This is a genomic window from Bacteroidota bacterium (assembly GCA_026391695.1).
Classification (GTDB): domain Bacteria; phylum Bacteroidota; class Bacteroidia; order Bacteroidales; family JAGONC01; genus JAPLDP01.
Genome location: JAPLDP010000028.1, coordinates 1 through 15,624, shown reverse-complemented (window position 1 = coordinate 15,624; position 15,624 = coordinate 1). Strand labels below are relative to the sequence as shown.

Below are 15,624 nucleotides of genomic sequence, written 5' to 3'. Positions count from 1 at the left end.
TGATAGCTAATGGATTTCCTGAGTTTATTTGTACTGGTTCCGATCCTGACCATCATCGCGATTACTTTCACGAAGGATTTTAAAGGCACGCGTCTCGTCAGTGCGACAGGGATGAGCATTCAGCTGTTACTGGCTGCAGTGCTGGTTATCCGTTACCTTATGGAACGGCATGCCGGCAACACGGCACAGTGGCTCTTCACGGCTGATCACCTGTGGTTTAAAAGCCTTAACATCCATTATGCCATAGGCATCGATGGCATATCCGTGGCCATGGTCGCTTTGACTGCTATGGTGGTTTTTGCCGGTATTTTCGCATCATGGGAGGTCGATATCCTGCCGCGTGAATTTTTTATATCCCTTATCCTGCTCTCATCAGGGGTCTTCGGTTTCTTCATTTCACTCGACATGTTCACTATGTTCCTTTTCTATGAACTGGCTGTGATACCGATGTATCTTTTAATCGGGATATGGGGATCGGGCCCCAAGGAATATTCTGCTATGAAGCTGACACTGATGCTGATGGGAGGATCAGCGTTATTGCTTGTCGGGTTATTGGGACTCTATTTCCATTCTGCACCTGATGGTGGCCAGCTAACCTTTAACCTGACCGAAATAGCCAAAGTGAACATACCGTTGGCTGCACAGCGGTTTTTCTTCCCATTCACATTCATTGGATTCGGTGTTCTGGGCGCCCTATTTCCGCTGCATACATGGTCGCCAGATGGTCATTCCTCGGCGCCAACCGCAGTGTCGATGCTCCATGCCGGTGTGCTGATGAAGCTGGGAGGCTATGGTTGTTTCCGTATCGCCATGTACCTCATGCCGGAAGCTGCCCACGAGATGGCATGGATATTCATCATCCTCACCACCATCAGTGTGGTTTATGGTGCATTCGGAGCCGTTGTCCAGAAAGACCTGAAATATATCAACGCCTATTCTTCGGTGAGTCATTGTGGACTTGTGTTGTTTGCCCTGCTGATGATGAACCAGACAGCCATGAACGGCGCCATCATACAGATGGTCTCCCACGGCTTGATGACAGCCCTTTTCTTTGCCCTGATAGGCATGATATACTCCAGAACACACACTCGTATCATTGATGAAATGGGCGGTTTAATGAAAGTCATTCCTTTCCTGTCGGTAGTTTATGTCATCGCCGGTCTCGCCTCACTAGGCCTACCGGGATTTAGCGGATTTGTGGCTGAAGTGACCATTTTCGTTGGTGCCTTTCAGCATACCGATACGTTTCACCGGGTGGTAACGATCCTTGCCACGACATCAATTGTCATCACAGCCGTATATATCCTGCGTGTCATAGGCATCCTTCTGCTTGGTCCAATAAAGAATGATCATTACCTGCACATAGGCGATGCTCACTGGTACGAGCGGCTCTCTACAGTCACACTTGTCGCCGGCATCACTGCCATTGGTCTGATGCCGCTGCTGCTGTCGGATATGATCAACTTCAGCATGAAACCCATTATTGATAAGATACTAGCTTTGCCCGTTACAGGAATCTTTTAAATAAAATTTAAAAAGTAAAAATTAAAAATTATAAGCATTTTACGATATAACCTAATTTATGAACATACACGATTTTTTGACCATGCGAAATGAACTGCTGCTGACAATTGTGGCGGTCATCGTTTTGGTCACCGATCTGAATCTTAAAAAGGATAAAAAGATCACAATTATCCCTGTTGCCATAGGATTATTTTTCATCACCCTGATCATCGGTTATCTTCCTGTTCCGACAGGCATTCTCTTTGGCGGTATGTTTCGCAGCAATACCCTGACAATTTTGATGAAGAACATCCTGAACATCGGATTGTTCATCGTTATGCTGCAATCGGTCACATGGCTTAAAAGAGAAGAGAACAGGGAAAAGATCAGTGAATTTTTCCTTTTGCTTATCTCCACGCTGATAGGGATGAATTTCATGATCTCGTCGGGTGATTTTCTGATGTTCTATCTTGGCCTTGAGTTGGCAACTATACCCATGGCGGCGCTTGCAGCGTTCGTGCATCACCAGACACGGTCAGCCGAAGCCGGCATCAAATTGATCCTTTCCTCTGCCCTTTCTTCCGGAATTCTGCTTTTTGGATTATCTATGATTTACGGGACAACCGGATCTATATTCTTCACTGAAGTTGCAGCTGCTTATACAAAAGCGCCTCTTCAGGTGCTGGCATTCATCTTTTTCTTCACCGGGATGGCTTTCAAAATATCGCTTGTGCCATTCCACCTGTGGACTGCCGACGTTTACGAGGGAGCTCCGGTCAATGTCACCTCCTATCTCTCAGTGGTTTCAAAAGGAGCCGCCTCATTCATCTTTATCATCGTCCTTTATACAGTTTTCAGTTCCATTACATTCATCTGGAAGGATGTCGTGTATATCATCTCCATTCTGACAATGACCATCGGTAACCTTTTTGCCTTACGGCAGAAGAACCTCAAACGTTTTCTCGCCTTTTCATCCATAGCGCAGGCAGGTTTCATCCTTCTCGGTATTGTAGCCGGATCAAAACTCGGGATGACGTCGGTGATTTATTTTGTTCTTGTTTACATTTTTTCAAACCTTGGTGCTTTTGGCGTTGTGTCGGCCATCTCGGCTGTGACTGATAAAGAAACCATGGATGATTATAACGGATTGTATCATACCAATCCCAAACTGAGCCTGCTGATGACTCTGTCACTGTTCTCACTGGCAGGCATCCCTCCTGTCGCCGGGTTCTTTGGGAAATTTTTCCTTTTCACATCTGCAGCATCAGCAGGATATTACTGGTTGGTGTTCATTGCGGTTCTTAATGCTACCGTATCACTCTACTATTATTTACTTATCGTTAAGGCAATGTTTATCAACAGGAATGAATCTCCGATAGCCTATATTAAAAGCGATATCTCCACCCGCTTCGGGCTGATAATATGCACCATCGGTATTGTGGCACTGGGATTTTACAGTGAAATCTATGAGATCATCACCAACCTGAGTTTCGGAATTAACTAGTCGTAAAATTTTTAAATTATGGCTCTCACTAAAGGCAAACATATTGTAGAAGAGATCGATGGCATCCGTTGCAGCATTGTTGAAAAGGGAGCTGATCCTGACCGGATAGCCTTTCTTAAAGACATCCTTGAATACAATAAATTTGAAGTGCATGTACAGGAAGAAATAAAGGATAATGTGGATTCCCCTGCGACGTTCATTTTAGGTGTGACGGATATCGTTTTTAATCCGGTCATCGCCGTATATGAAATGAGCCTGCGCACAAGAGACGGAAAGAGAGTTACAGCTTCCTTCTGGAAGCAATGGACCACAAAAACTGACAGCCGCTACTGGGCTTTCCGGAAGCCTAAAGCTTAAAAACTCAGATACAAATAGCCCAATAATAGCGTGCGTCTGCGATGCATTCGAAAGAATTGCGCGCTTCAAACGCACTGAAACCGGCCACGCGTTCGGAAGACTTGTCCCGTAAAAGTGGGACGCGCGCCAGCTGGGGTTCATACCTTTGTTACCTGTAAAAGTTACCTTATAGATATAGAATTATTAAATTTGTTTAAATTTACTGAGTGCACTGATAAGTGAAAGATAATTACGTCCGTATACATACACGTTAGTACCTATTGAAAAAAATCGTATTTTTGTTCAGGGACATATAATGAACACAGAAGTTACAAATATCATTATCAATACATTACGGGATTATAATCCTGTAATGATTGGTATTTTTGGTTCTTATGCCAGGAATGAAAACACAAATTTAAGTGATATTGATATTCTTGTGAAGTTCAAATCTACACTCTCGCTTCTCCAATTAGTTCACGTTGAGAAATTAATCTCTCAAAAACTGGGTATTAGAGTTGACATTGTGACAGAAGGTGCGATCAGGAATGAAATTATTAAAGAAAATATCAAGAGGGATCTGCAAATTATTTATCAATGAAGAACGATCAGGTATACCTTGACCATATTCTTGAGGCAATAGGTAAAATTGTAAGCTCATTCATGATTATTTGGATGTAGATTTGGATGTCGTTTGGAAAACTGTCGAAGTTGATCTTCCTCTCCTTAAAGAGATGATATCTGACATTTAGTGTAACAAAGGGATGACATCTCCGTGCCGGAGATGTCATCCCTTTGTTACTTCGCTGCTTCGCGCTCATAACGCACTCAATCCTTGAGGCAGCGGACAGAGAACCCGTACCCCTCGCTGCTGCCGTACCGGTAAACGTTGGCGAAGTAGTCGCCGCTCAGGCCCCGGAACCATGCGCCGTAGGTAATGGGCTGCGACGAAGACCAGAAGTAACCGAAGTAGCCAAGGTTGCCGAAGATACCACCGTTGATGCGGATGCCCCCCGGAAGACCTGTAAACCCACTCTCGTTAGTAGCACCGGTATTTGGTGAATACCAATGAGTATATCCCGTTTCTTTTAGATTGCCACCTGCATCAAATCCACGCCACCCCGCATTATTCCAGATTGGATCTCCTACTCCGTACTGGCTATCAACAGTGCCTTCAATGACCTTCCATTCATCATCTGTCGGTATATGCCACCCATTGGGACAAATGCCCTGTGCGCCCTGCGTTGTATCATACTGCATCGCCTCATCCCATTGGTATAAACCTCCATAGGTTGCGCAGTTTGCAGGATTGTTGTTATGACAATATTTCTCAATGGTACCATTATTAGCTTGATTGTTGCTGCCATTGATCATAGTCCCAACATTCAGGTTCTCGGCCATCCAGCACTGATCGCCTATCTGAACTGTGCCATAGGTTTTATCGTCCCTGACATCAGTAAGTTGCCCTCCGCATTCAAAGTCCAGGTTAGGATCCTGTCCATAGGAAACCCACTCAACACCATTGAAGAAATTGATGCAATGGCAATCCAGATTATAGATCATTAGACCTTCGGCGGGATTTTCAATATCATCCCGTTCTGTTGTGGTCATTCGCGGGGGAAGGTAGCCTTGTGTCGAGCTTGTCACATCCAATATGGCAGATGAATCGGGCTCACTGGTACCGATACCCACCTGGCCTTCTTCGTAATATACTGATGACTGGTTCTTTCTCCACATGGATGTATCGCCTGTTTTCTCAGAATATAATGCATAGGGTACCGAAAGAAGCTGAGTGATCCCCATCAATATATAATCCATTCCGGCCGTTGTATCCACTTCCATTTTCAAGAAATAAGCGTCAGAACCCCAGTCAATAGCAGAAAAACTTCCGGAAACGACCGTTCCGCCACCAATGGCAATATTGATCATTCCAAAGGAATTAGTAGAGTCAGAATGGGTTTCCACATAAATAGCCGTTCCCGTGGCGCTTCCCTTAAGAATGCTTATTCTCAAACTTGTCAGCTGATTACTGACAGGCAAACCCAGTGAATCGCGGATGATTGCCTGGTAGTTAATGGATTGCGGCGCTTGTCCAAATGAAATCACTATTGATACAAGGACAATTAAGATTACTTGTATAATTCTTTTCATGATTGAGTGAATTTAATTATTCAAAAAATTCATCATGAAATGTACAACATTTTTTTATCTAAAAAAATTTTAAAATAAAAAATATTGTATCTTAGTCGTTCTTAATTTACAATTCCCAATATTTATGCAAGACAAAACAACAAGCAGGAAGATGCTAGCGATAAGAAGAACCGGAGCATTTCTGTTTTTCTTTTTTTGCATAGTATCAATTTCTTTGGCCCAGGTTCGGACCATTTCCGGTACTGTAACTGCCTCCGACACGAAGGAAACCCTTCCCGGAGCAACCATCATGATTAAAGGCACCACTATTGGTACCAGCACAAATCTGGATGGCAGGTATACTATAAAAGTTGAGTCGCCTCAGGCTATGTTGGTATTCTCTTTCATAGGCTATATTACTCAGGAGGTTCAGGCCGGTACTCAAACCGTCATCAATGTAATCCTTGAACAAGAAAAGATAGCCCTGGAAGAGGTTGTCGTAATTGGCTACGGGTCGGTGAAAAAAAGTGATCTGACCGGTGCAGTGAGCAGCATTAAAGGCAATGACATCACAAAAATTACGGTTGCCAATCCCGTCGAAGTTTTGTCGGGTAAAGTCACAGGTGTGCAGGTGATGAACACTTCAGGTGCGCCAGGAGCATCGCCGGCAGTCAGAATCAGGGGCATCGGGACCTTCAATAATTCATCGCCCATTTATGTCGTCGACGGCGTAATTCTCGATGATATCTCATTCCTGAACCCTGCTGATATTGCCTCTATGGAAGTTTTAAAAGATGCCTCTGCCACAGCCATTTATGGATCGCGCGGAGCTAATGGGGTGATTCTCGTCACTACAAAATCCGGTAAAATCGGCGAAGTAAAAACCACCTTCAACTTTACGGGTGAATATGGTCTGCAAAGCCTGGCAAAAAAAATAAAGCTTTTAAATGGCCGTGATTTTGCCATCATTTCAAACGAAATAAAATCCGGCAGTTACAACAATGTCGATGCAGTGCCAAACACCGACTGGCAGGACCTGGTTTTCCACACTTCTCCCCTCTTTAATTTCCAGCTCTCAGCGTCCGGCGCCACCACCTCTATGCAGTACTATCTTAGCCTCGGTTATTTTGGACAGGAAGGCATCATCGACAAATCCAATTACCAGAAAATAACATTAAATTTTAATAATACATATCATTTATCGAAGTTCGCCAGGGTTGGGACTACCATATCTCTAACACCCTTCAAGCAGGAAGTTGCGCCAAATGTCACCTACCAGGTTTACCGTGCCCAGCCATTACTGGTGCCATATTACCCTGATGGAAGTTATGCTGTCGTGTATAATGTTGGCAATCCTCTTGCCGACCTCTCATATTCCAATAATTTTAACAAAGGATTAAGAGGTGTAGGAAATATTTTTGTCGAAATAGATTTCCTGAAAGCCTTCACATTTAAATCCAGTTTCGGCGTTGACGCAGGGTATTACAAAAGTGTCAGCTTCACGCCAGCTTATACAATATATAATCCCGACGGCACTGAATCAATGCAAAAAAATGTTCTCAGCGATCTGAATAAAAATAATAGCGATCTTCTCACATGGCTCTGGGAAAACACATTAAAATATAAAAAAGATTTCGGTAAACATTCGGTCGATGCTCTGATTGGTTACACCATGCAGAATACTTCATCGGAAGAAATGCGCGTGCAAGGAGCTAACATACTTCGTGATGCGTCAAGCTTCTGGTATATTAATCCATCCTATATCTATGATCCGGCAAATAATGTAAATACCGTTAATAATATTTTCAATGGAGTGGACCCCAACCAATACTACTCTATGATTTCCTATCTCTTCAGGGTGAATTACACATACAATAATAGATACATTCTGACTGCCACATTCCGTCGCGACGGCTCATCCAAATTCAGCAAAGACAACAGATATTCCAATTTCCCCTCATTTGCAGCAGGATGGAACATTTCACAGGAAAAATTTATGGAGAATATTAATTTTATCAACAAACTGAAGATAAGAGCCAGCTGGGGAAAAATTGGCAATGAAAAAATCACGTATTATGACCGGTATTCCAGGGTGCAATCCAATCTGATCACTATTTTTGGAATAGATGCAGCTCCCAATCCTGCGGCATCGTATGCTGTGAATGGCAATCCAAACCTGAGGTGGGAAGTGTCAAAACAAACCGATATTGGTCTGGAGATCGGTGTTTTAAACAACCGACTTACAGCTGAAATAGACTACTACGACAGGGTGACAGATGACATCCTGGTACAATTATCCACTCCAGGCTATTTTGGAAATGGAGCCGGTCAAAAAGTGCGATTTAATGCTGCTTCTATCCTGAACAGGGGTATTGAATTCAATATGAACTGGAAAGACCAGATCGGTTCTGTCAAATATAACATCGGATTCCTTGGTTCCAGCCTCCATAATGAGGTACTGAGCATTGGAGGTAATAGCGGCATCGATTCAACGCTGATTGGCGGTTACCTGGGCAACGGCATTCCTGTCACTTTAAGCAGAGTTGGTTTGCCTATCGGCGCTTTTTACGGATATCAGACCGACGGCATCTTCCAGTCGGAAACAGAAATGGAGTCATACCCCCATGACGGGCAGGCAGGTGTCGGCGATCTCCGCTTTGTCGATATGAATAATGACGGCGTCATTAATGGCAAAGACAGAACATATATCGGCTCCCCTGTACCCAAATTCATTTTTGGATTCAATGCCGACCTGGAATGGAAGGGAATAGATTTCTCCTTTAGCATCCAGGGCCAAACGGGCAATAAAATATTCAATGGCAAAGAGGTCGTCCGCCCTGATCCCTATAACTTCGAGCAGCATGTGATGGACAGATGGATCGGCCCCGGCACCAGCAACACCGAACCACGGCCGTCTTTCGGAGGATACAACTATACACCGTCCGATAAGTTTATCCAGGATGGATCCTATATCAGAATACGAAATGTAATTCTGGGATATACTCTGCCATCATCTATTAGTGAAAAAATTTATATGCATAAATTCCGGGTTTATATAAAAGCCGACAACCTTTATACATTTACGAAATATACAGGTTATACGCCCGAAATTGGAAGCTTCGATGTGCTATCAAACGGGATAGATTATGGCATCTACCCGGTTACTGCTGTTTATTCATTTGGCATCAACTTAACCTTTTAATGATAATGAAATCGTTAAATAAACAATATTTACTGATACCGGCACTGACATTCTTGCTGGTATTACCGGGATGCGAAAAGTTCCTGGAAAAAGAGCCCCAGGGTGAGTTAACGCAGGAGTCATACCCCACTACGCAGGCGGATGCGCTATTAGCCACCAATGCTGCGTATGCCTCCTTACGGGAATGGTTTTACCATTCCGGAGGGTATCCTATCCTCGATATCATGTCGGATGATGCCAGGAAGGGGAGTAATCCCAATGATCAGCTGTCGTATGTCGGACCGTATGATAATTTCACCATCACACCTACCCAGGATGGTCTCGACAGATGGTGGAGCGCCCTGTATGAAGGTATAAAACGTGCTAATGTGGTCATTGAAAAAGTACCATTGATTCAAATGGATGCTGATCTACAGAACAGGTACCTGGCCGAAGCCCGATTCGTCAGGGGGCTTATTTATTTTGACCTTGTCAGGGCATGGGGTGGTGTGCCGCTGGTCACAACATTGACACCGCCGTTGAAATTATCGCGTGCTTCACAGGAGGAAATTTATAACCTCATTGTCCAGGATCTCCTCTACGCCATTGATATTCTGCCTGAAAAAAGCGAATATGCAGCAACCGATATGGGCAGGGCGACTAAGGGAGCAGCAAAAGCTCTGCTGGCTAAGGTGTATCTCTTTCGGCATGACTTTGTCAATGCTGAAAAATATGCTCTGGAGGTGATCACTTCCAACGAGTATGGGCTGGAACCTGTTTTCGTCAATGCCAACAGTGTTGACGGCAACAATGGAATTGAATCCGTTTTTGAAATCGGCGCTCTGCAGTTGGAGGGCACAGAAAATGGCGGTGATCAGTATGCTAACACGCAGGGAGTGAGAGGAACGCCCAACCGTGGATGGGGATTCAACAGACCTTCCATCAATTTACGGAATTCCTTCGAAGCAGGTGACCCGCGGTACAAGGGCACTGTCATTAACCTGGGCGATACCCTGGACGGTGTTGTCATACTTGGAGACGGCACTACCCCGGATGTGACTTATGATGAACAGAACAATATCATAGAAATAGAATGCTACAACCGGAAAGTATGGGTGCCGGGGAATAATACCATCACACAGTGGGGCCATCACCGCCGCGTGATACGTTATGCCGATGTATTGCTTATGGCTGCCGAAGCACTCAATGAAAATAATAAGCCCACCGAAGCGTTAGTATACTTGAATATGGTAAGGGCACGTGCCCGCCAGGGGAATAATTTCATTTTACCGGATATCACAGTCACCAATCAAACTCAGCTTAAAGACCTGATATTGAATGAACGACGGCTTGAACTCGCCATGGAAGGACATCGGTTCTGGGATCTCGTGCGGACAGGAAAAGCCTCTGCAGTGCTGGGGCCTCTCGGTTTTATTACCGGCAAACATGAACTCCTGCCCATACCACAGAACGAAATCGATATCTCGCAGGGGACATTGACTCAAAATCCAAATTGGTAATAATTTCACATAATGTTTAACCTTAAATTTATAAAAAGTATGAAAAAGAAAATTGTGTTATTCAGTTCATTAATTATAGCACTGGTGCTCCTGATCGGAGTAAACAGCTGTAAAAAAGATGAGACCGTCACCTTTGCGCTCTCATCATTAAAAAGTGGGATCATTGACATGAATTCAGCCACTCCGCCGAGCAATGTACCTACAAATCCGACAATCGAGGCAGTGTTTTCGCTCGATGTAGATGCTACTACTGCAAATGCTACTAAGATCACATTGGAACAGGATTATGATGCCACAGCTATTAACCTGACTATTACCGTATCCGGTGCCAAGATCACAATAGTTCCAGACCAATCCCTTGGAAATGGCGCCCTTTATAAGCTAAGCTTTAAAGCAGGCATCAAGGCAACAGACGGACAAAGCCTGCCGGCTTTTGACAGAACCTTTACAACCGAAGGAACCTTCGTTCCTGCCGGTGTGTATGCTTACTGGAATTTCAACGATACCCCCAATGAACAGGTTGCTGGCACCGCTCCTATTGGAAATGTGAACCTCACTTATGCTGACTCTTATACAGCAACTGCAGGAAAATGTGCAAGGTTTGACGGCACCACTACAATCGTTGAATTTGCCAATGGCGACCTGCTGATGAATACCGCCGACTTTACATTGTCGTTCTGGGTCAAGGCAGTGTCGGCCGGCCATGTTGACGCCGGTGGTAACCCGAAAGGACATTTTGTAATGGGACTTGGCGCTTTCCATGGCTTCCAGTTCGAAATTACCGCCGACTACTCATGGTGCAAGCTGGCAGCACAATATGAGCTGGCTGACGGCACCACTGCAGCCGAAGACCTGTGGTTTCCCGGTGATGGGCAGACATGGGAAAATGGCGGCTGGCAGGGATGGACATTCTGTAAAGACCTCACCGCCTCTGGTGGCGTCGCTGCTCTTATCAAAGATACATGGGCTCATGTCGTCTGCACATACGAAAGTGCTACCAGGCTCGCTACCATGTATATCAACGGCGAAAAGATGAAACAGTTCGACTTTAACCTCTGGCCCGATGGCGATGTGAAAAGAGGTGTCGTCGGATTATTATATGGCGGTGTCGCTCCTGAAGTCGTCAATGAATTGGCATTTGGCTTTATCCAGTCAAGAGCCGGCACATTGTGGGATACCGAACCCTGGGGTGGCTATGATTTCCCGACATCCAACCACTTCGGTGGATACCTGGATGACGTCAGAATCTTCCACAAGACCTTGACGCCTACCGAAATAAGCCTTATGTACAACTCAGAAAAACCGTAATTGCTTTAAAAAATCTTTTTGAGAGGGTTATGGATTTCCTTAACCCTCTCTTTTTTCCAACACCGTTACCCGTGAAGACGATATTACTTTCGCTCTCTTTGATGCTCCTGGCAGGAATATGCTGCATCGTTTCCTGTAAAAAGGACACGGTCACCAATCCTGGGATTTTACAGTTAGCCCAGATTGATATAGGCACTGTTATGCTTAATCTCCAGGGACAAACTACTGACGTTCCTGTCGACAGCATAATCGTCATCGGATTCAATAATCAACTCGACACCGGCAGCGTGAGGAAGGGAGTGCTTCTGCAGAAAGTCGATCATACTGACATCGGATTTGTGCTTACCTTCACTACAGATCGCAAGTCTGCCGTTCTGACTCTTCACAGAAAACTGGACCATCAGACTGGCTACCAGCTTCAGATAAGCTCTGCAATCAAAGGTCTGAATGGAGAAACCTTTCCTGGCTTAGAGGTTTCCTTTTCCACTGTTGCCGGAAAACTTGAAATTGATAACATCACTCTGAATGGGCTGGAATTCCGTGTTCCTCTACCATTGCAAAATATTAATCCCTTGGACATCACCATAAATATAAGGTTTTCGCATCCCCTCGACTCACTTAATTACCAGTCTTTTTTCATTTTATCAGGCCAAATGCCAATTACGTTTTCCATATCAGACGATAATAAAAATATTTCCATAAAAAATGCCGGAGATCTGAATGACTATAGCCGCTTCTTTTTCACCATATCAAAAAATCTTGCGGCCAAAAACGGCTTCTCCTTCGACGGTTTTTCCAACTCATTTTACACTGCATTAGATTCCACATATAAGTTTCCATCAGTAACCGACGAACAGTTGCTTAATCTTGTTCAGCAGCAGACGTTCAGGTATTTCTATGATTTCTCGCATCCATTATGCGGGTTGGCAAGGGAGAGAAATACATCAGGCGATGTTGTTACTATCGGAGGATCAGGTTTTGGTGTGATGGCACTTGTCGTCGGGATGAACAGGGGTTTCATCACTCGCGCTGATGGATTGGCACATCTCACTAAAATACTTGGTTTTCTTGAGACCTGCGATCGTTTTCATGGTGCATGGCCACACTGGCTCAATGGCTCTACAGGTGAAACGGTACCTTTCAGCCCTAAAGATGACGGCGGTGACCTGGTTGAAACATCTTTTATGATCGAGGGTTTATTGACAATGAGACAATACCTTGATACAACTGTCATAGAGGAGAGAGATCTGGCAGGCAGGATAAATACCCTGGCCGGAGGCGTAGAATATGACTGGTTTACGCGCGGTCAAAATGTACTTTACTGGCATTGGTCACCTAATAGCGGGTGGGCTGTGAACCTGAAAATCGAAGGATATAATGAAACGCTCATCATCTATGTGCTGGCAGCATCCTCAACGACCCATCCGGTCTCTGCCGACGTGTACCATCTGGGCTATGCAAAGAACGGCGCCATTATGAACGGCAACACCTATTATGGATATACACTCCCGCTGGGTTCTGCCTATGGCGGGCCTCTGTTTTTCACACATTATTCTTTCCTCGGGTTGGATCCAAGGAACCTCAGCGACATATATGCAAGCTACTGGGAACAAAATGTAAACCAATCGCTTATTAATTGGGCCTATTGTACCGATAATCCCAAAAACTATATAGGTTATAGTGCTGTATCATGGGGCCTCACCGCCAGCGATAATCCTTGGGGTTACGATGCACATTCCCCGACAAATGACCTGGGAGTGATCACTCCCACTGCCGCCGTTTCGGCACTACCTTACACACCGGAGCAATCGATGGATGTCATAAGACATTTTTATTATATTCTTGGTGATCATCTCTGGGGCCCCTGTGGTTTTTATGATGCCTTTGATGTGACCGATGGATGGTGGGCAGATAGCTATATAGCCATTGATGAAGGACCGATCATCTGCATGATAGAGAACTTCAGGTCAGGCCTGTTGTGGGATCTCTTCATGTCAAGTCCCGAAATAGACCAGGCACTGTCAAAGCTGGGATTCACACATTAAAATGCTGCACTTTTATATCCGTATCTTTATTGCCGCTCCAGCCATCCGCCAGCGAACCCGGCTTTTTTCAGGCCATCGACTATATAGGGATTGCGTTTCATGATATTCCATAGCAAACCTGTACGGTAGTTCTCGATCATCAGGACGATGGGCCCCTGGTCCAGACCAATATAATCGATATCGAACCACCCTTTTTCATTACCTTTTCCCCAGGTAAACGACGGATTAAAAGCATCCTTAAAACCATAATCCTGGTAGAGAGCGTCACCATATTTGTTGAACATGGCTTCGAGAGCAGAAATACAAATCTCCGGGGCAAAGGGAATAGAACCACCGGCCGCTGTTGGAGCGATGGTGCCGTCATCCACGTTGTAATCGGCAGCAGTGCCGCGGGCACTGTAGCCATCGAAAACCATCTTCTTCCCTTTCCATTCATGTGTGGCATAACCCGGCCCATCACAGGCCGTGAGTCCCCAGATATCACGGCTGTAGTCATTGAACTGTCTAGGGTTTTCTGTACAGTAAACCTGCTGGGCATAGGTGGCACGACGCGAGTTCTCAAAATAGTCGATACCTTTGGCGCGCATGTAGTCATCAAAAATACCCCGGAAATCAATATACATGTGGGAGAACTGATGTCCGAAAAGAGGTCCGAAATTCACATGTTCATAGCCTTTCCATGACGCCCAGTTATATTTCGACGTCCAGGCAGTCCAGCTTGAGGCAGGTATGGGATGCGTGGGCGATCCTATAGCCATAATGATCAGGATCATCGCTTCATTATAACCATACCAATAGCTGTGAAGGAAACCCGATTCCGGATGCCAGCCCATACACAGAATGTCGTTGCCGTTCAGTGCCCAATCCCACTCCACACGCCGGAATAATTTATCGGCAAGATCCCGTATCTCCATTTCGACTGCATCATCACCATTAAAGTAACTCATACACGACAGGATTCCTGCCATGAGCAGGCCTGTGTCAATAGTTGACAGTTCAACATCCTTGAAACGCATACCGGTGCGTATATCATTGAAATGGTAAAACAAGCCTTTATACCCTCCTATTCCACTTTTTTCCGGCCCCTGTGGTAATCCGTATAAAAACCGCAGTGTTTTGGCTACTCTTTCAGCAGCCTCCTGTCGGGTAATATACTGCCGTTCGACGCCGACGAGATATGCCGACAAGCCAAAGCCAGTAGCAGCAATGCTGGAGAATGCTTCAGTGGGATAACGGTCGGGTATCTGGCCGCTCACTTTATCGGCAAGCTCCCAGAAGTAAAGAAATGTCCTGTGTTCCAGGTCATCGAGTGAAAATTTTTCAGGAATGGGCCTTTGTAGATTTACCTTTTTATCCTGATGACAGCAGCCCATTTCAACCGGGGCAGTGAGCAGCATGGCTGCAGCAAAGAAAAAAATAATCTTACGCATAATCGAAATTAAAATAATGGTTCACTTCTAAAGACTATTCATCTCCCATTTGTCTTTTCAGGTCTTCCTGGTCACCGATACGCCGTTCAATTATTTTCAGATACCCCAGGGCTTTTTTATTTCCAAACTCTTCATACGATTTTTTCGCCCATTCCCGTGCGATATCCAGTTCACCCTTCATCTCGCTGGCCAGCGCCATATTATATGCTGCCTTACCAGCCAGCTCCCTGTCCGGATTAAAGGCCAGCTTCTTCCACACTTCAGCGGCTTTCTCCCACTCATTGGTCTTTACATACCGTTTGGCAAGTTCCAGATCCTCCTGTCCTTTTGAATAATAACTTCGTGTGACATGAGCCCAAACGGGTGAAATCCTGATTCCATACTGTTCGCCTGCATAGATGCCGGTCTGGTTAATGGCATTCCTCTTTGACGGAAGCTGGCCCAGGGCTTCACCAGGGCTTGAGGCTGTTTTATCCCAGCGCCGGTCGAAAGAATAAATATTCATGTCAGCGATGCTTTTATTCACGGGATCATATATCCGCCAACCTGAGTTGACATCAATTCCAAGGTCGGCTGAATATTCCTTTACCTTGACCTTTTGCCCGTTGACTTTCCTTTCCACGTCATATTCATCCTGTTCCAGCCTGACATTGGAGTCGAATGTTTC

The 15,624-nt window shown here is 45.1% G+C and carries 12 protein-coding genes; 9 read left to right on the top strand and 3 right to left on the bottom strand.

Annotated features, from left to right (window positions below):
- Positions 1-9 precede the first annotated feature (9 nt).
- The 5 genes from NT175_02715 (at position 10) to NT175_02695 (ending at position 4,095) form a co-directional block, all read left to right on the top strand.
- A complete protein-coding gene (locus NT175_02715) occupies positions 10-1,524 on the top strand; it encodes an NADH-quinone oxidoreductase subunit M (protein ID MCX6233622.1) in 1,515 nt (504 codons plus the stop codon).
- A gap of 58 nt (positions 1,525-1,582) precedes the next feature.
- Entirely contained in the window at positions 1,583-3,007 is a 1,425-nt protein-coding gene (locus NT175_02710) for an NADH-quinone oxidoreductase subunit N (GenBank protein ID MCX6233621.1), read from the top strand.
- A gap of 18 nt (positions 3,008-3,025) precedes the next feature.
- Entirely contained in the window at positions 3,026-3,364 is a 339-nt protein-coding gene (locus tag NT175_02705; GenBank protein ID MCX6233620.1) for a hypothetical protein, read from the top strand.
- Positions 3,365-3,659: 295 nt separating this feature from the next.
- On the top strand, positions 3,660-3,944 hold the full coding sequence (locus NT175_02700; protein MCX6233619.1) for a nucleotidyltransferase domain-containing protein: 285 nt from the start codon (positions 3,660-3,662) through the stop codon (positions 3,942-3,944).
- Between the two features lie 58 nt (positions 3,945-4,002).
- Positions 4,003-4,095: a hypothetical protein gene (locus tag NT175_02695; GenBank protein ID MCX6233618.1), complete on the top strand. Its 93-nt coding sequence runs from the start codon at positions 4,003-4,005 to the stop codon at positions 4,093-4,095.
- 76 nt (positions 4,096-4,171) lie between these two features.
- Here NT175_02695 and NT175_02690 read toward each other — a convergent pair whose 3' ends face one another.
- Positions 4,172-5,494 (bottom strand): hypothetical protein, encoded by a 1,323-nt coding sequence (locus tag NT175_02690; GenBank protein MCX6233617.1) that lies wholly within the window; start codon positions 5,492-5,494, stop codon positions 4,172-4,174.
- Between the two features lie 214 nt (positions 5,495-5,708).
- On the opposite strand from NT175_02690, the gene NT175_02685 reads away from it, so the two are divergent.
- The 4 genes from NT175_02685 to NT175_02670 are packed head-to-tail and all read left to right on the top strand — an operon-like array spanning position 5,709 to position 13,527.
- A complete protein-coding gene (locus NT175_02685) occupies positions 5,709-8,675 on the top strand; it encodes a TonB-dependent receptor (GenBank protein ID MCX6233616.1) in 2,967 nt (988 codons plus the stop codon).
- Between the two features lie 5 nt (positions 8,676-8,680).
- Positions 8,681-10,174 carry a RagB/SusD family nutrient uptake outer membrane protein gene (locus NT175_02680; GenBank protein MCX6233615.1) on the top strand — a complete coding sequence of 498 codons (1,494 nt, stop codon included), beginning with the start codon at positions 8,681-8,683 and terminating at the stop codon, positions 10,172-10,174.
- A gap of 39 nt (positions 10,175-10,213) precedes the next feature.
- Entirely contained in the window at positions 10,214-11,482 is a 1,269-nt protein-coding gene (locus NT175_02675) for an Ig-like domain-containing protein (protein MCX6233614.1), read from the top strand.
- Between the two features lie 29 nt (positions 11,483-11,511).
- Entirely contained in the window at positions 11,512-13,527 is a 2,016-nt protein-coding gene (locus NT175_02670) for an Ig-like domain-containing protein (GenBank protein ID MCX6233613.1), read from the top strand.
- 26 nt (positions 13,528-13,553) lie between these two features.
- Here NT175_02670 and NT175_02665 read toward each other — a convergent pair whose 3' ends face one another.
- Complete coding sequence (locus NT175_02665; protein ID MCX6233612.1) at positions 13,554-14,957, bottom strand: Tat pathway signal protein; 1,404 nt, start codon at positions 14,955-14,957, stop codon at positions 13,554-13,556.
- Between the two features lie 34 nt (positions 14,958-14,991).
- Positions 14,992-15,624, bottom strand: a 633-nt coding sequence (locus tag NT175_02660; protein ID MCX6233611.1) for a DUF6340 family protein, incomplete at its 5' end; no start/stop codon positions are given.

What these genes read in the sequence shown, in the direction of transcription:
- NT175_02700 (MCX6233619.1), top strand. Translation starts at nt 3,660, where the DNA reads ATGAACACAGAAGTTACAAATATCATTATCAATACATTACGGGATTAT.
- NT175_02710 (MCX6233621.1), top strand. Translation starts at nt 1,583, where the DNA reads ATGAACATACACGATTTTTTGACCATGCGAAATGAACTGCTGCTGACA.
- NT175_02705 (MCX6233620.1), top strand. Translation starts at nt 3,026, where the DNA reads ATGGCTCTCACTAAAGGCAAACATATTGTAGAAGAGATCGATGGCATC.
- NT175_02665 (MCX6233612.1), bottom strand. Translation starts at nt 14,957, where the DNA reads ATGCGTAAGATTATTTTTTTCTTTGCTGCAGCCATGCTGCTCACTGCC.
- NT175_02680 (MCX6233615.1), top strand. Translation starts at nt 8,681, where the DNA reads ATGAAATCGTTAAATAAACAATATTTACTGATACCGGCACTGACATTC.
- NT175_02715 (MCX6233622.1), top strand. Translation starts at nt 10, where the DNA reads ATGGATTTCCTGAGTTTATTTGTACTGGTTCCGATCCTGACCATCATC.
- NT175_02670 (MCX6233613.1), top strand. Translation starts at nt 11,512, where the DNA reads ATGGATTTCCTTAACCCTCTCTTTTTTCCAACACCGTTACCCGTGAAG.
- NT175_02675 (MCX6233614.1), top strand. Translation starts at nt 10,214, where the DNA reads ATGAAAAAGAAAATTGTGTTATTCAGTTCATTAATTATAGCACTGGTG.
- NT175_02690 (MCX6233617.1), bottom strand. Translation starts at nt 5,494, where the DNA reads ATGAAAAGAATTATACAAGTAATCTTAATTGTCCTTGTATCAATAGTG.